Source organism: Limnohabitans sp. MMS-10A-192 (assembly GCF_003063335.1).
Taxonomy (GTDB): Bacteria; Pseudomonadota; Gammaproteobacteria; order Burkholderiales; family Burkholderiaceae_C; genus Limnohabitans_A.
Map to the genome: position 1 here is coordinate 274,470 of NZ_NERX01000003.1, position 15,672 is coordinate 290,141.

Sequence of the window (15,672 nt, forward strand, 5' to 3'; positions counted from 1 at the left end):
CTTTCATCGTGACAGCAACATCGTCAAAGCGGCCAGGTCGCCGCGTGGCGCACGGCCTTGGGCATCGGGCAACAAGGCGCCGCGCAGATCGTCCAGATCGTAAATGCGCAGGTGCACGCCAATGTCTTCGTCCAAGTCGGGGCAAAAGCTGTGCAGGCTTAACACATCCACATCGTCACCGTGCATGCCGCGCACTGTCTGCACTTCGTAACGGAGATTCTGGTTGATCAATGCAATCTCAGCCGATTTGGGATCGTCACAAAACAAGGCCAGATCAATGTCCGACAAGCGGGTGGCCCAGCCCTGCCAGACAGCACCGCCCAGATGCGGGCGAAATTCCGCCAAGCGCTGCATCCAGGTCCGCGCATGCTCACGCAATGCCAGCAATTCGCCAGGCTGGGTGTCGGCACAAAACAGCGAGATGTAGTCCAACACTTGCACCTCGACCTCGTCATTGGAGGGCAAGGCCGTGCGCCCTGGCAAGCCCAATGCCTTGAGCGCCCGGTGCTTGGCGGGGCCAAATGCCAGGCCCTCCTCCACCACCAAACGGGCCGCAGTGGCTGCGATTTCAAATCCTGCATCGTTCATGGTCACGATTGTGCCTTCAGGCAGGAACACCTCCGGCACATCAGGACTGAGAAAGTCTGGGCCAAGAAAAGGTCATCTGTACTGGTGGCACCTAAAATCAGCCCATGCATATTCATATTCTGGGCATTTGTGGCACCTTCATGGGTGGTTTGGCAGCTCTGGCACGCGAAGCCGGGCATCGGGTCACCGGCTGCGACGCTGGCGTTTACCCGCCGATGAGCGATCAGCTGCGCGCCTTGGGCATCGAGCTGATCGAAGGCTTTGGCGCCGACCAAATGGCCTTGAAGCCCGACATGTACGTGATCGGCAACGTGGTCAGCCGTTCGCGCCTGGCCGACGGCAGCCCCAAATTTCCGCTGATGGAAGCCATTTTGGAAGCCGGTGCGGCTTACACCAGCGGCCCGCAATGGCTGTCTGAGCATGTGCTGCAAGGCCGACATGTGCTGGCTGTGGCGGGCACGCACGGCAAAACCACCACCACCTCCATGCTCACTTGGGTGCTCGAACAAGCCGGGCTGCAACCGGGCTTTCTGGTCGGCGGTGTGCCGCTGAACTTTGGTGTCTCGGCCCGGCTGGGTGGCGGCCAATACTTCGTCATTGAAGCCGACGAATACGACACCGCTTTCTTCGACAAGCGCAGCAAGTTTGTGCACTACCGGCCCCGGACAGCCATCTTGAACAACTTGGAGTTCGACCACGCCGACATCTTTGACGATCTGGCGGCCATCGAGCGGCAATTTCACCACCTGGTGCGCACCGTGCCCGGCTCGGGCCGCGTGGTGGTCAATGGCCTGGAAGAAAGTCTGACCCGCGTGCTGGGCCAGGGCTGCTGGAGCGAAGTGCGCACCTTTGGCAGCGCAGTGAGCGACTTTGTGGCCGAAGGCGAGCCCTCGCATTTCAAGGTCTTGCAGGCCGGAAAGCCCGTGGCCGACGTGCAATGGGCCATTGGTGGCGTGCATAACCAGCTCAACGCGCTGGCGAGTATTGCCGCTGCGGAGCATGTGGGCGTGCGCCCGGCTGTGGCGGCGCAGGCGCTGGCCACATTTGAAAACGTCAAGCGCCGCATGGAAGTGCGCGGCACGGTGAACGGCATCACCGTTTACGACGATTTCGCCCACCACCCTACCGCCATCCGCACCACCGTCAACGGCTTGCGCCGTCAGGTGGGCGATGCGCGCATCCTCGCGATTTTTGAGCCGCGCAGCAACACCATGAAGCTCGGCACCATGAAAGCCCAGCTGCCTTGGAGCTTGGAAGAAGCCGATCTGGCGTTTTGCCATTCCGGTGGCCTGGGCTGGGACGCAGAAGCAGCCCTTGCGCCGATGGGTGCGCGTGCGCAAGTGGGCGCCAACATCGATGAAGTCATCGCGCAAGTGATGGCGCAAGTTCAACCCAGCGACCACCTGCTGTGCATGAGCAATGGCGGGTTTGGCGGGATCCACGCCAAGCTGCTGCAAGCCCTGCAAACCGACTGAGCCGCATGCACAACGACAGCCACCGGCGGCTTGGCATCGGGCTGGTCACCCTCACCACCCTGATGTTCGCGGTGTTGGACACCACCGCCAAGTGGCTGGTGCTCAGCTTGCCGGTGTTGCAGGTCGTGTGGCTGCGCTTTTTGACGCATTCGCTGTTTTCGCTTGCGGTCTTCGGCCCGAGCATGGGCTTGTCCCTGGTCCGTTGGCAGCACCCCAAGTTGCAACTGTTGCGCGGCATGATGCTGGCCAGCATGACGGGCCTGAACTTCTGGGCCCTGCAATACCTGCAACTGGCCGAAACGGGGGCGATGCAGTTTTCTGTGCCGATCCTGATTGCCGTGTTGTCGGCTTGGTGGCTGGGCGAGCGGCTCGATGCCCAGCGCTGGGCGGCCATCGCGGCAGGCTTCATCGGCGTGCTGATCATCATCCGACCAGGCAGCCAAGCGTTCCACCCGGCCATCTTGCTGTCGGCGGGCAACGCCATTTTGTACGCCCTGTTCAACCTGCTGACACGCCGTCTGGCCAGCAGTGAACATCCGGCCACCATGCAACTGGCCTCGGCCCTGGTGGCCACGGCCGTGCTCACCCCTTTTGCGTGGTGGAGCTGGCAAACACCCAGCACCGGCTGGCAATGGCTGATGCTCGGCGTGGCCGGGCTCAGTGGCGGCGCGGGGCATTATTTCGCAGCGCAGGCGCACCGTTTTGCATCGGCCGCAGTGCTGGGGCCGTTTTTGTACCAGCAGATCATTTACATGACCTTGGGCGGCTGGCTGGTATTTGGCCAAGTGCCCGACCGCGCTGTGCTGCTGGGCGCCTGCGTGGTGGTGGCCAGTGGCCTGTTCTTGTTGTGGCGCGAGTTCCAGGTCAAGACCACATCACCCGCCCCATGAGCGCAAGTGCAGCGCCTGTGGGCTGACCCACAGGCTACGCGCTTCAGCGCGAACGGCGGGCCTTCACCGCGTCCGACAAGACCTGCAACACGCCTTCGCTGTCGTCCCAGCCAATGCAGGCATCGGTGATGCTCTGGCCGTAGGTCAAGCTCGCCACATCGTGCTGACCGGGCGTGAACTTCTGGGCCCCATCCACCAGATGGCTTTCGACCATGACGCCGAACACCTGACGTGAACCGCCGCTGATTTGCGCAGCAATGTCTTTGGCCACATCGATCTGACGCTCGTGCTTCTTGCTGCTGTTGGCGTGGCTGCAGTCCACCATCAAAGTGGCAGGCAACTTGGCGGCCTCCAGCTCTTTGCAGGCTGCGGCCACGCTCTCGGCGTCGTAGTTGGGGGCTTTGCCGCCGCGCAGAATCACGTGGCAGTCCTGGTTGCCCTGGGTCTGCACGATGGCGACCTGGCCGTTTTTATGGACCGACAAAAAGTGGTGGCCACGGGCTGCGGCCTGGATCGCGTCGGTCGCGATCTTGATGTTGCCATCCGTCCCGTTCTTGAAGCCGATGGGCGCCGACAAGCCCGAAGCCAGTTCGCGGTGCACCTGGCTTTCGGTGGTGCGCGCACCAATGGCGCCCCAGCTGATCAGATCGCCAATGTACTGGGGCGAGATCACGTCGAGGAACTCACTGCCTGCGGGCAGGCCTTGGCGGTTGATCTCGATCAGCAGCTGGCGTGCGATGCGCAGGCCTTCGTCGATGCGGTAGCTCTCGTCCAGGTAGGGGTCGTTGATCAAGCCCTTCCAGCCCACAGTGGTGCGGGGCTTTTCGAAGTACACGCGCATCACGATCTCCAGCGTGTCGGCGTACTTCTCGCGCAAGGGCTTCAGGCGGCGGGCGTAATCCAAAGCCGCTGCAGGGTCATGGATCGAGCAGGGGCCGATGATGACCAGCAGGCGGTCGTCTTGGCCGTGCACGATGTTGGCAATCGACTTGCGGGTTTGCGAGATCAGGGTTTCCGTCGCCGTGCCGGCGATCGGGAAGAAGCGGATCAAATGTTCTGGAGGCGGGAGCACGGTGATGTCCTTGATGCGTTCGTCGTCGGTCTGGCCGGTGCGGTCAACTGCATTCGGATACCAAGCTTCTGTGGCTGTGGTTTTGGCATTCATCGTGGGCTCCTAAGATTGAAAAAAGACAGGTGAAAAAAAACCGCCGGGCTTTGGGGCTCCGGCGGTGTGTGTCGAGATGTTCGGGTGCTTATGCGCTCGCCTCTCGTCCGCCGGGGACTGAGAACCAAAAATAAAAAAAGTAAAAAGAGATACGCGAAAACATGTTGTTCAATGTATCACAGCTGAATGACAGTTCCTGACAGACCGATCCGGGGACAAACCCGCAGGCCCTTTTTCAGGCTCGGTTTGATGTTCAGGCCGTGCCCCCAACGGTCAGGCCATCGATGCGCAAGGTCGGCTGCCCCACGCCCACCGGCACGCTTTGGCCCTCTTTGCCGCAGGTGCCCACGCCCGAGTCCAGCTTCATGTCGTTGCCGATCATGCTGATCTTCTTGAGCGATTCCGGACCGCTGCCGATCAGGGTGGCACCCTTGACAGGGTATTGGATCTTGCCGTTTTCCACCCAGTAGGCCTGACTGGCCGAGAACACGAACTTGCCGCTGGTGATGTCCACCTGGCCACCTGCAAAGTTGGTGGCGTAGAGGCCTTTTTTGATGCTGGCCACAATTTCTTCGGCGCTCTTGTCGCCGCCCAGCATGTAGGTGTTGGTCATGCGCGGCATGGGCACATGGGCATAGCTTTCGCGGCGGCCGTTGCCCGTGGGCTTGACGCCCATCAGGCGGGCGTTCATCGAATCCTGGATGTAGCCGCGCAAGATGCCGTCTTCGATCAGCACGTTCTTCTGGCTGGCGTGTCCTTCGTCGTCCACGTTCAGCGAACCGCGGCGGTCGGCCATCGTGCCGTCATCCAGCACCGTCACGCCCTTGGCGGCCACGCGCTGGCCAATGCGGCCGCTGAAGGCGCTCGAGCCCTTGCGGTTGAAGTCGCCTTCCAGGCCATGGCCCACGGCTTCGTGCAGCAACACGCCGGGCCAGCCATTGCCCAGCACCACCGTCATCTCACCCGCAGGCGCGGGGCGGGCATCCAGGTTGATGAGCGCGGCAGACACCGCTTCTTGCACATAGCTCTCGACCATGCCATCGTCAAAATAGGCCAAACCGAAGCGGCCACCGCCGCCCGCGCTGCCCACCTCGCGGCGGCCGTTTTGCTCGGCGATCACCGTGACCGACAGGCGAATCAAAGGGCGGACATCGGCGGCCAGTGTGCCGTCGGCACGGGCGACCATCACCACGTCGTATTCGGTGGCCAGGCCAGCCATGACCTGCACGATGCGTGGGTCCTTGGCGCGGGCGATCTTTTCCACGCGGCCCAGCAAATTCACTTTGGCCGTGCTGTCCAGCGTGGACATCGGGTCCAGCGAGGGGTAGAGCGAGCGGCTGGCCGAAATCTTGCGCGCGGGCACTTTGATGCGCTTGTTTTGCGCCGCCGAGGCGATGGATCGGACCGTCATGGCCGCGTCCATCAAAGAAGCTTCTGAGATGTCGTCCGAATAAGCAAAGGCGGTTTTCTCGCCCGATACCGCCCGCACGCCCACGCCTTGGTCGATGCTGAAGCTGCCGGTCTTGACGATGCCCTCTTCCAAGCTCCAGCCTTCGGAGCGGGTGTATTGAAAGTACAGATCGGCATCATCGACCGCATGCGCCTTGATGGCATTTAGCGCCTGGCTCAGATGGGTTTCGTTCAGACCAAACGGGTCAAGCAGCAGGGACTTGGCCGTGGCCAGGCGTTCGATGGTGGGTTCGCGTGAAATCATGGGCCTCATTGTAGGGATTGCGCAATCCCCTTGTCCGCAGGCCGGGACCGGTCAGCTTTGAACCAGCTGTTTGGACTTGGCAATCGCCATCAGGATGCCCAGGGCAAAGCCCAGGGTGACCATGGCTGTACCGCCATAGCTGACGAAGGGCAAAGGCACGCCCACCACCGGCAAGATGCCACTGACCATGCCCATGTTCACAAACGCGTAGGTGAAAAAGATCATGGACACGCTGGCTGCCAGCAAGCGGCTGAACATGGTGGGGGCTTGTGAGGCGATCACCAAGCCTCGGTAGACCAGGAAGAAGAAGCCCGAAATCAGAACCAGCCCGCCAATGAATCCGAACTCTTCTCCAAAGGCCGCAAAAATGAAATCGGTGGTACGTTCCGGAATGAACTCCAAGTGGGTTTGGGTGCCTTGCATGAAACCCTTGCCCCAAAAACCACCGGAGCCAATGGCGATCATGCCCTGGATGATGTGAAAGCCTTTGCCCAAGGGGTCTCGGGCAGGATCGAGCAAAGTGCAAACCCGCTGACGTTGGTACTCATGCAGGACACGCCAGTCCACATCCGCTTGGCACAAAGTGGGCTCCATGATGACCAGCACCACCATGCCCGCCAAGGCCAGTGCCACTGGCGGCAATATCCAACGCCATTTCAGCCCGGCAAAAAAGATGACCGACAAACCGGCTGACAACACGAGCAATGACGTGCCAAGGTCAGGTTGCTTCATGATGAGGCCCACGGGGACACCCAGAATCAGCATCGCCATCGCAAAGTCCAGCGGCCTGAGCCGCCCTTCACGTTTTTGAAACCAAGCCGAGAGCATGAGCGGCATCGCGATCTTCAAGATTTCACTGGGCTGGATCACGACCCCCAGGTTCAGCCAGCGCCGCGCCCCTTTTTTCGTGAGCCCAAACAAGGCCACTGCGATCAACAAGGCCACACCCACCGCATACACCGGCACTGCCCAAGCCATGAGTTTTTGCGGCGGCACCTGGGCCACCACAAACATGATGAAACCAGCCAACACCATATTGCGAGCATGGTCCACAAAGCGACTGCCATGGTCATAACCCGAGGAATACATGATCAGCATGCCCACGCAAGCGAGCATGAAAACGGCAAACGCCAAAGGCCCGTCGAAGCCTTCGACCAAGCCCATCAAACGTTGACCCAACGAGGGTTTTTGAATCACTGCAACCATGGTGCGATTATCCCCTGATCAAAACTGAGCGCACTCAATGGCTGCGGCCACTGCGGAACATGCCATGGGTTTTGCGGTTGAGCACGCCTTGCGCGGCCAACTTGTTCATCGAGGGGCTGGCGTGCGCGTGGGTGATGGCCAAACCCAAAGCGTCGGCCGCATCTTGCCTGGGCACCACAGGCAACTGCAGCAGGCGCTTGACCATCTCCTGCACCTGCGATTTGTCCGCCCGGCCATGACCCGTGACAGACTGCTTCATTTGCAAAGCGGTGTACTCGGCCACCGGCAAGCCGCAAGACACCAGGGCCGTCACGCAGCAGCCGCGAGCTTGACCCAGCAGCAAGGTGGCCTGCGGGTTGACGTTCACGAACACGATTTCCACCGAAGCCACATCGGGCTGGTAGCGTTCGTGGATCTCACGGATACCGTCATAAATCACTTTCAGGCGTGCGGGCAAATTGCCCATCTCTTCCTTCGTGGTCTGGATCACGCCGCTGGCCACGTACTGCAGGTGTGATCCGGTCATGTCCAACACACCAAAGCCCGTGGTCTGCAAACCTGGGTCAATCCCCAAAATGCGGACGGTCGCAGGCGCACTCATGGCAGCGCCACATCGTTCATGCGGCCCACGATCACTTCGGCGCGGTTGGCCAAATATGGGGACTGGGGGCGTTGTTCAAAATACCGTGGACGCGGCAGCATGACCGCCAAGCGTGCGCTTTCCCAAGCGCTCAAGGCCGATGCCGATTTGCGAAAGTAATGCTGTGCAGCAGCCTCGGCACCGAACACACCCTCACCCCACTCCACACTGTTGAGGTAAATCTCGAGGATGCGACTTTTGGACAAAAAGAGCTCCAACTCCAAGGTCAAGACCATCTCCTGAGCCTTGCGCAGCAAGGTGCGCTCACCCGATAAAAACAAGTTTTTGGCCAATTGCTGCGTGATGGTCGAGCCCCCCACAATTTTGGGCTCAACCGGTTTGGCATAGCCCTGACGCTGGGCGCGCCGCTCGGCCTGCGCTTTGGCTTTGGCATTTTTGCCCCACGCTTTTTCCAAGGAGTCCCACCAGATGCCGTTGTGCTGGGGGAACGCGCTGTCCTCAGAGGCCAACACGGCACGCTTGAGGGATGTCGAAATCTGGCGCTGATCAACCCACACCTGACGCCAAGGCAAACGACCTTGCTGGGTCAAAACTTGCCAAATTTGTGAGCGCTCGAAACTGGTGGACTCAGGCGCCATGCCATTCATGCTAACGATGCGCAAGGCGAAATACAACTGCAAACACAACACAGCACACACGAGGAGCACACACCAACGACCCAAGGCTTTCATGGAATTCCTCGTTCAGAAATTGGCATCCCGCCCGTGTTTTTCATTGGTCTGGGGCCAGCATGCGGGTGGACAAGGTGTCGTCGCGCGAGAACATGAATCGCGACACCACCACGATCTGGTCGGCCTGGCTGCGCATTTTGGCGCCAAAAGGATCAAAGGGGCCGGCACTGCGCACGATGGCCACCGCACGCTCATCCAGCAAAGGGTTGCGCGATGAGCTGGCCACCTCAGTTTGTAACAGCTCACCCTGGCTGTTGACCGTGATCACCATGGTCAACTTGCCGTACAGCTTTTCGCCACGTGCCTGAGGAAAATTCAAGGTGCCCTGGCTTTCGATGGTGCGACGCAGCTTGTCGTAATACAAGGCATACACCGTCTCTTTGGTGGCAGGGCTGATGTAGCGCTTGCGCGGAGAGCCTTGTGTCTTTTCCACGCGCTGCTCAATTTGAGCCAACTGGCGTGTCAGTTGCTGCTTGCGCTCTTCGCGGGCCTGGCGCTCGGTAGCCGTGCTCTTGTCACCGGGGTCTTCGCGCGACAAATCGGACAATTCGGCTTTGAGCTGCGTGAGCAAACGCATTTGCTGCACCTTGAGCGCCTCGATCTTGCGCTGAACTTCCGTGATGTCTGTGCCCTGCTCAGTGGTCACAGCTGCAGGCAAGGGCGATGCGGCCATGCTCACCTCGACCACCTGTCCGCCTCCGGCCAAACTCACCTGCGCCAAGGCTTGCGCCTCGGCTGGCCGTTCGTTGCTGCGCGCATTGACCAACACCACCTCAAGAGGCGTATCTTCAAACACGCGGTTGAAGGTTTCTGGGGCAGCAAAGCGCAAGGTCAACAGCGCCAGATGCAGCGCCAGTGAAATACCCAAAGTCCACTGAAGTGTGCGGTAAGGTGCCATTCGAATCATGTTCAATCAAGCGCCATCACTTTGCGTGCTGTCATTCAGATCAACCGCAATCGTCAAGGGTCCTGCACCCATGGCTTCTTCATCGTCTGCCTCATCAGAAGCGTCTTCTGCAGCGGCCATCGGTGCATCCAGGTGTGCCGTCACGGTGCCTTTGACATCCAGCGCCATCAAATCCACCTCACCCAGCTGAACACGCACACGGGCACCACGCGCCAGGGCTTGTGCACCCATCACACTGAACATGAGGGGCAGACTGTCGGCGCGCACCAGCCAAATACCCCCGCCCATTTCCTTGACCAAGCTGGCATCCAACTCGGTGATGCCTTGCTGCTGCACGTGGCGCAGCGTCCAGTAACGCTCCATGCTGGACTGCACGGCGTTGTAGGCACTGTAGGCCGCATCAAAACCACTGATGATGGAGAAAAGCTCGGCGTCTTTGGGCTTGAAGGGCGCCGCCAGTGCAGCTGTCGCGCCATGCTTGGCACAGGCGATGATCTGCCACTGGTTGACCAAATCGGTGTAACGGCGCAGGGGCGATGTGCTCCAGGCATAGCTGGGCACGCCAATGCCGGCGTGCGGCAAAGCCTTGGTGCCCATGCGCACTTTGACGCCGGGCGCCATGCTGGCCTGGCTGCGGTAAATGCCGGGCACGCCCAGGCTGGCCAGCCATTGGCCCCAAGTGCTGTTGGCCAAAATCATGGCCTCGGCCACCATCAAATCCAGCGGCGCACCGCGCTGGCGCACGCCAATCAACACGGTCTCTTCGCCTGTGGGCGGTGCATCGTTGCTGGGACGGTCGAGCTTGAAGCTGTAATCTGGCCGGTTGAAGCTCTCGGGCTTGCCGCGCACCACTTCGCGGCGTGCTTTGAGGGTTTGGGCCAGACGCCAAAAGAATGCGAGGGTTGCGCGGTCCACCGGCAAATCGGCAGGCGTGTCGGCCTGATCGGCTTCCAACCACTCGCGAGTGATGGTTTGGTCGAGCTGGTCGTGGCGCAGGTTGGCCAGGATGTTGACCCGCTCCAGGCGGGTTTCGGTGTGTTGCACGTCCAGCGTGTCTTCGCTGAAGGTCACATACAAGGACACCGCCGGGCAGGCACGGCCTTCCATCAAGGTGTAGGTCTGCACTACGCTGTCGGGCAGCATGGTGATTTTGTAGCCCGGCATGTAGACCGTGGACAAGCGCGAGCGGCCCAGCTGGTCAATGGCGCTGCCGGGCGTCAGGGCCAAGCCTGGCGCTGCGATGTGGATGCCCACGGTGACGGTGCCGCTGCCCAAGCCCTGCAAGGACAAGGCATCGTCGATCTCAGTGGTGTGCGAATCATCGATGGAGAACGCCTGTACGGGCGACAAGGGCAAGTCGTCCGTGATGGCCGGGGCCTGCAAGGCCGGGAAACCCGTGCCTTTGGGAAACAGGTCAAACAGGAAGCGCTGCCAATGGAAGTCCCAGGCCGAAGCAATGGCACCTGCGTTTTGCAGCAAGTCCAATGGCGCGGTCTGGCTGCTTTTGCTGGCCTCGACCACGGCTTTGTATTCGGGCGTGTTTTTGTCTGGGCGAAACAGGATCTTGTAGAGCTGCTCGCGGATCGGCTCAGGGCAAGTGCCCGCCACCAAGTCAGCCGCCCAAGCTTCGATCTGCGCCTGGATTTGTTTTTTCTTTTCGATCGCGGCCAAGGCTTGCTGCACGATTTCGGCCGGGGCCTTGCGGTATCGGCCTTTGCCCGCGCGGCGGAAATAATGCGGCGCCTCGTGCAGGCGCATCAAGGCAGCGACTTGCTGCACCGTGGTGGCCGCGCTGCTGAAATAGTCTTGCGCCAAATCGGCAAAACCGAACTCTTCGTCCGAGGCGAACTCGTAGGCCAGCTCCAACTCAATACTCGGGCTCAAAGCCGTCGCCTCGCTGAGCAAAGCAGCGGGTGCGGGTTTTTCGAATTTGAGCAGCATTTGCGCCGCCTTGACTTTGACCCGCTTGCCCGAGTCCAGCTCGACCTGCGCGGAAGCCTCGGCTTCGGACATGACCCTCCCGGCCATGAATTTGCCGGCTTCTTCAAATAATACGTACATGCTCAGATTTTCCCACGCCTGCCCGCCGTTCCGACCCCGAGGCTTCAGACCAAGCGAAGAAATTCCAGGATTTCAGCTTTGTAAAGATCGAAATCGCTCAGTGCATGGTCACCGCCCTCGATCAGATACACCTGACCGGCCTTGTGGCGCGCCAGCATTTCGCGCCAGTCGAGCACTTCATCCCCTTTGGCGATCAAGGCCAGGGTCTTGGGCTGAGTGCCAGGCGCTTGCGCCTCCAGCACTTGCAACTCATGCACATAAGCCGCATCAAAAAAGATGCTTTGCGCCGGATCGTGCCAAACAGGCTGTTCACCGATGTACTTGGCCAAATCACGCGAAGGATGCACTGCCGGGTTGATCAGCACCGCTGGACACCCCAAGTGCCCAGCCAACCAGCTGGCATAGAAACCGCCCAAAGACGACCCGACCACCGCCATGCCTTGCACAGGCCAACCGGCCACAAGCGAGCGCAAGTCGTCGATGGCTTGCCGTGGCGAAGCGGGCAACTGAGGGCAGCACCAAGTGACGCCCGGATGATCTGCCTGCACCCAGTTGGCCATTTTTTGGGCTTTGGCCGACTGGGGTGACGACCTGAAACCGTGGAGGTACAGAAGGTGGGTGGTGCGCGGCATGCCCTGCACAGCCGACATCACCACGCGGGCTGCAAGGCGGCAAAACCCTTGGGCGCCTGGCTGGACTTGTCGAAAGTCACGATTTCATAAGCGTCTGGTTGCGCCAGAAGCGCACGCAGCAGTTGGTTGTTCATGGCGTGACCTGAGCGGAAAGCGCTGTAGGCGGCCAACAAGGGATGACCCACGATGTACAGATCACCCATCGCGTCAAGGATTTTGTGTTTGACGAACTCGTCGTCGTAACGCAAACCATCGGCATTGAGCACTTTGTAATCGTCCATCACGATGGCATTGTCCAGACCACCGCCCAAGGCCAGGCCGTTGGCGCGCATCATCTCAACGTCTTTGGTGAAGCCAAAGGTGCGCGCACGGGCAATGTCTCGGGCGTACACGCCTTCGGACATGTCAAACACCACCTGCTGTCCTGTCGAATCGACTGCGGGGTGATGAAATTCAATCTCAAAACTCAGCTTGTACCCGTGATAAGGCTCCAGGCGCGCCCATTTGATGTTTTGGCCTTCGCCTTCGCTCACTTGCACGGGTTTGAGCACACGGATGAAACGCTTGGGTGCTGTTTGCTCGACCACCCCCGCGCTTTGCAACAAGAAGACAAACGAAGAAGCCGAGCCGTCCAGGATGGGAACCTCTTCGGCGGTGATGTCAACATAAAGGTTGTCGATCCCCAGACCGGCACAAGCGGACATCAAGTGTTCGACCGTGTGCACTTTGGCCTGGCCCACCGAAATGGTTGAAGCCAAGCGCGTGTCGGTCACCGATTCGGCTTTGACCGGGATGTCCACGGGCTCGGGCAGGTCCACACGCCGAAACACAATGCCCGTGTCGGGTGCTGCCGGGCGCAGGGTCAACTCGACCCGTTGGCCGCTGTGCAGGCCAACGCCAACGGCTTTGGTCAGGGTTTTGAGGGTACGTTGTGCGAGCATCACTGCATTTTAAAGGTGCATGCTTTTCCCTGCTCTTACAGGGTTGGCGGTCACGCAACCACCTCCGCGACCAGAGGATCGTCACGTCAAAGCAAAAAAGGCCAGACGGGACATGCCCGTCTGGCCTTCAAAGCACCAGAAATGATTCAGCTGGCCAGAGATCAGTCGGCTTGCTTGCGCAAGAAGGCCGGAATCTCAATGTCGTCCATGCCGGCATTGGCCATGCCATCCACACGGGCTGCCGCGTGGGTGCGGTTGTTGCGCCAGTAGGCTGGAATGTTCACGCCATTGGCCGCTGCAGGTGTTGCGGCGTTCAATGATGGTGCTACAGCGTCCTGACCGCCCATCATGAAGGGGGCATTGTCAGTGCCTGTGCGCAGCACTTGCAGCGGAGGGGCTGTGCGGCGTGCACCTTGCTTGGACAAACCCGTAGCCACCACGGTCACACGGATCTCGTCGCCCAGACTTTCGTCGTAAGCGGTACCGTAGATCACATGGGCATTTTCCGAAGCATAAGCACGGATGGTGTTCATCGCCTGCTTGGACTCGGACAGCTTGAGCGAGCCCTTGGCGGCGCTGATCAGCACCAGCACGCCCTTGGCACCCGACAAATCCACACCCTCGAGCAATGGGCAGGCCACGGCTTGTTCGGCGGCGATGCGCGCGCGGTCAGGACCGCTGGCTGCTGCCGTGCCCATCATGGCTTTGCCAGGCTCGCCCATCACGGTGCGCACGTCTTCAAAGTCGACGTTCACATGGCCCGGCACGTTGATGATTTCAGCGATACCGCCGACGGCGTTTTTCAGCACGTCGTTGGCGTGGGCGAAAGCCTCGTCCTGGGTCATGTCTTCACCGCCGGGCAATTCCAGCAGTTTTTCGTTCAAGACCACGATCAGGGAATCGACATTGGCTTCGAGTTCCTGCATACCGATGTCGGCATTGGACATGCGGCGGCCGCCTTCAAACTCGAAAGGCTTGGTGACCACGCCCACGGTGAGGATGCCCATCTCTTTGGCAATGCGTGCGATCACGGGCGCCGCGCCAGTGCCTGTGCCACCGCCCATGCCCGCGGTGATGAACAACATGTGCGAGCCTTCGATGGCAGCGCGGATGTCGGCTTCTGCGCTCTCGGCGGCTTCGCGACCTTTTTCTGGCTTGCTGCCAGCGCCCAAGCCGGTTTGACCGAGCTGGATGAAACGGTGCGCGGCGCTGCGGGCCAAAGCCTGGGCATCGGTGTTGGCGCAAACAAACTCAACGCCTTGGACGTTGCGCTCGATCATGTGCTCAACGGCATTGCCGCCGCCACCGCCGACGCCGATCACTTTGATCTGGGTGCCTTGGTTGAATTCTTCGGTTTGGATCATTTCAATGGACATGGTGCTACTCCTAAATATCTGCAGTTGCCTGAATTTTGTGAATCTTGTTTTGAGTGAAGTGAAGGGTTTGTCAACATCGACAAGGCCTCGAAAGCGGGGGGCTGCCTCGGGCCAGAAAGCGTTTTTTCCAGTTCATCAGAAGTTCCCCACAATGAAGTCTTTGAAGCGACCGAAAGCGTTGTTGACGGAGCTCTTCTTTTGCGTGACCTTGAACCCGCGCAGGCGAGCCATGCGGGCTTCTTCGAGCAGCCCCATGACGGTGGCGGCGCGCGGCTGGCTGACCATGTCGGCCAAGCCACCCGAGTACTTGGGCAAGCCACGGCGCACTGGCTTGAGGAAGATGTCTTCACCCAACTCGATCATGCCGGGCATGACGGCACTGCCGCCTGTGAGCACGATGCCTGAGGACAACACTTCTTCGTAACCGGACTCGCGGATGACCTGGTGCACCAGCGAGAAGATTTCTTCGATGCGTGGCTCGATCACACCGGCCAGCGCCTGCTTGCTCAGCATGCGTGGACCGCGATCCCCCAGACCCGGCACTTCCACTTGGGCATCCGGATCGGCCAACAATTGCTTGGCATAACCGCTTTCGACCTTGATGTCTTCCGCGTCCTTGGTCGGGGTGCGCAGCGCCATGGCGATGTCACTGGTGATCAAGTCACCCGCGATCGGGATCACGGCTGTGTGACGGATCGACCCGTTGGCAAAAATCGCCACGTCTGTTGTGCCTGCACCGATGTCGACACACACCACACCGAGTTCGCGTTCATCCTCAGACAGCACAGCGAGGCTGGACGACTGCGGATTGAGCAACAACTGGTCCACTTCCAGACCACAGCGGCGTACGCATTTGATGATGTTCTCGGCCGCGCTTTGGGCACCGGTCACGATGTGCACTTTGGCCTCCAGGCGCATGCCGCTCATGCCGATCGGCTCTTTGACTTCCTGGCCATCGATCACGAATTCTTGTGGCGCCACCAGCAGCAAACGCTGGTCGGTCGAGATGTTGATGGCGCGGGCTGTTTCCATCACGCGGGCCACATCGGCAGGCGAGACCTCTTTGTCTTTAATGGCCACCATGCCACTGGAATTGATGCCGCGGATGTGGCTGCCGGTGATGCCCACGTTCACACGGGTGATCTTGCAATCGGCCATCAGCTCGGCCTCTTTCAAGGCCTGCTGAATGCTTTGCACCGTCGCGTCGATGTTGACCACCACGCCGCGCTTGAGACCATTGCCTGGCGCAATGCCCAGACCAGCAATTTTGAGCTGACCATCAGGCAAAACCTCGGCCACCACCGCCATCACCTTGGAGGTGCCAATGTCCAAACCCACCACCAGATCTTTGTACTCTTTTGCCATATGAATCACCGTTTCCGTTG

At 60.2% G+C, this 15,672-nt stretch carries 14 protein-coding genes; 2 read left to right on the forward strand and 12 right to left on the reverse strand.

Annotated features, from left to right (window positions below; translation table 11 throughout):
• Positions 1–3 precede the first annotated feature (3 nt).
• Positions 4–588 carry a hypothetical protein gene (locus B9Z43_RS08510; protein WP_108324710.1) on the reverse strand — a complete coding sequence of 195 codons (585 nt, stop codon included), beginning with the start codon at positions 586–588 and terminating at the stop codon, positions 4–6.
• A gap of 104 nt (positions 589–692) precedes the next feature.
• Here B9Z43_RS08510 and mpl point away from each other — a divergent pair, with 104 nt between their 5' ends.
• Positions 693–2,063: a UDP-N-acetylmuramate:L-alanyl-gamma-D-glutamyl-meso-diaminopimelate ligase gene (gene mpl, locus B9Z43_RS08515; protein ID WP_108324398.1), complete on the forward strand. Its 1,371-nt coding sequence runs from the start codon at positions 693–695 to the stop codon at positions 2,061–2,063.
• 5 nt (positions 2,064–2,068) lie between these two features.
• Positions 2,069–2,953, forward strand: coding sequence for a DMT family transporter (locus B9Z43_RS08520; protein ID WP_108324399.1), 885 nt, complete (start codon positions 2,069–2,071; stop codon positions 2,951–2,953).
• A 43-nt stretch (positions 2,954–2,996) separates the two neighbouring features.
• Here the strand turns inward: B9Z43_RS08520 and B9Z43_RS08525 are convergent, their stop codons facing one another.
• The 11 genes from B9Z43_RS08525 to ftsA form a co-directional block, all read right to left on the reverse strand.
• Positions 2,997–4,118, reverse strand: coding sequence for a 3-deoxy-7-phosphoheptulonate synthase (locus B9Z43_RS08525; RefSeq protein ID WP_108324400.1), 1,122 nt, complete (start codon positions 4,116–4,118; stop codon positions 2,997–2,999).
• A 253-nt stretch (positions 4,119–4,371) separates the two neighbouring features.
• Positions 4,372–5,832 (reverse strand): metalloprotease TldD, encoded by a 1,461-nt coding sequence (tldD, locus tag B9Z43_RS08530; RefSeq protein ID WP_108324401.1) that lies wholly within the window; start codon positions 5,830–5,832, stop codon positions 4,372–4,374.
• A gap of 51 nt (positions 5,833–5,883) precedes the next feature.
• Positions 5,884–7,038, reverse strand: a complete 1,155-nt coding sequence (gene rodA / locus B9Z43_RS08535) for a rod shape-determining protein RodA (protein ID WP_108324402.1) — start codon at positions 7,036–7,038, stop codon at positions 5,884–5,886.
• Between the two features lie 34 nt (positions 7,039–7,072).
• The gene (ruvC, locus tag B9Z43_RS08540; RefSeq protein WP_108324403.1) at positions 7,073–7,639 is read right to left on the reverse strand and encodes a crossover junction endodeoxyribonuclease RuvC; all 567 of its coding nucleotides are present in this window, start codon (positions 7,637–7,639) and stop codon (positions 7,073–7,075) included.
• Positions 7,636–8,370: a monofunctional biosynthetic peptidoglycan transglycosylase gene (gene mtgA, locus B9Z43_RS08545; RefSeq protein WP_108324404.1), complete on the reverse strand. Its 735-nt coding sequence runs from the start codon at positions 8,368–8,370 to the stop codon at positions 7,636–7,638. The genes ruvC and mtgA overlap by 4 nt, the downstream gene beginning before the upstream one ends.
• Before the next feature lie 40 nt (positions 8,371–8,410).
• Positions 8,411–9,277 (reverse strand): energy transducer TonB, encoded by an 867-nt coding sequence (locus B9Z43_RS08550; protein WP_108324405.1) that lies wholly within the window; start codon positions 9,275–9,277, stop codon positions 8,411–8,413.
• Between the two features lie 6 nt (positions 9,278–9,283).
• Positions 9,284–11,338, reverse strand: a complete 2,055-nt coding sequence (locus B9Z43_RS08555; protein ID WP_108324406.1) for a ribonuclease catalytic domain-containing protein — start codon at positions 11,336–11,338, stop codon at positions 9,284–9,286.
• A gap of 44 nt (positions 11,339–11,382) precedes the next feature.
• Positions 11,383–11,988: a YqiA/YcfP family alpha/beta fold hydrolase gene (locus B9Z43_RS08560; RefSeq protein ID WP_233249986.1), complete on the reverse strand. Its 606-nt coding sequence runs from the start codon at positions 11,986–11,988 to the stop codon at positions 11,383–11,385.
• Positions 11,988–12,911 carry a UDP-3-O-acyl-N-acetylglucosamine deacetylase gene (gene lpxC, locus B9Z43_RS08565; protein WP_108324407.1) on the reverse strand — a complete coding sequence of 308 codons (924 nt, stop codon included), beginning with the start codon at positions 12,909–12,911 and terminating at the stop codon, positions 11,988–11,990. The genes B9Z43_RS08560 and lpxC overlap by 1 nt, the downstream gene beginning before the upstream one ends.
• Before the next feature lie 161 nt (positions 12,912–13,072).
• Entirely contained in the window at positions 13,073–14,287 is a 1,215-nt protein-coding gene (gene ftsZ / locus B9Z43_RS08570; protein WP_108324408.1) for a cell division protein FtsZ, read from the reverse strand.
• Between the two features lie 135 nt (positions 14,288–14,422).
• The gene (gene ftsA, locus B9Z43_RS08575) at positions 14,423–15,652 is read right to left on the reverse strand and encodes a cell division protein FtsA (protein ID WP_108324409.1); all 1,230 of its coding nucleotides are present in this window, start codon (positions 15,650–15,652) and stop codon (positions 14,423–14,425) included.
• Positions 15,653–15,672: the final 20 nt, after the last annotated feature.

Coding starts and splice junctions, on each gene's coding strand:
- B9Z43_RS08510 (WP_108324710.1), bottom strand. CDS start 588: ATGAACGATGCAGGATTTGAAATCGCAGCCACTGCGGCCCGTTTGGTG.
- mpl (WP_108324398.1), top strand. CDS start 693: ATGCATATTCATATTCTGGGCATTTGTGGCACCTTCATGGGTGGTTTG.
- B9Z43_RS08520 (WP_108324399.1), top strand. CDS start 2,069: ATGCACAACGACAGCCACCGGCGGCTTGGCATCGGGCTGGTCACCCTC.
- B9Z43_RS08525 (WP_108324400.1), bottom strand. CDS start 4,118: ATGAATGCCAAAACCACAGCCACAGAAGCTTGGTATCCGAATGCAGTT.
- tldD (WP_108324401.1), bottom strand. CDS start 5,832: ATGATTTCACGCGAACCCACCATCGAACGCCTGGCCACGGCCAAGTCC.
- rodA (WP_108324402.1), bottom strand. CDS start 7,038: ATGGTTGCAGTGATTCAAAAACCCTCGTTGGGTCAACGTTTGATGGGC.
- ruvC (WP_108324403.1), bottom strand. CDS start 7,639: ATGAGTGCGCCTGCGACCGTCCGCATTTTGGGGATTGACCCAGGTTTG.
- mtgA (WP_108324404.1), bottom strand. CDS start 8,370: ATGAAAGCCTTGGGTCGTTGGTGTGTGCTCCTCGTGTGTGCTGTGTTG.
- B9Z43_RS08550 (WP_108324405.1), bottom strand. CDS start 9,277: ATGATTCGAATGGCACCTTACCGCACACTTCAGTGGACTTTGGGTATT.
- B9Z43_RS08555 (WP_108324406.1), bottom strand. CDS start 11,338: ATGTACGTATTATTTGAAGAAGCCGGCAAATTCATGGCCGGGAGGGTC.
- B9Z43_RS08560 (WP_233249986.1), bottom strand. CDS start 11,988: ATGTCGGCTGTGCAGGGCATGCCGCGCACCACCCACCTTCTGTACCTC.
- lpxC (WP_108324407.1), bottom strand. CDS start 12,911: ATGCTCGCACAACGTACCCTCAAAACCCTGACCAAAGCCGTTGGCGTT.
- ftsZ (WP_108324408.1), bottom strand. CDS start 14,287: ATGTCCATTGAAATGATCCAAACCGAAGAATTCAACCAAGGCACCCAG.
- ftsA (WP_108324409.1), bottom strand. CDS start 15,652: ATGGCAAAAGAGTACAAAGATCTGGTGGTGGGTTTGGACATTGGCACC.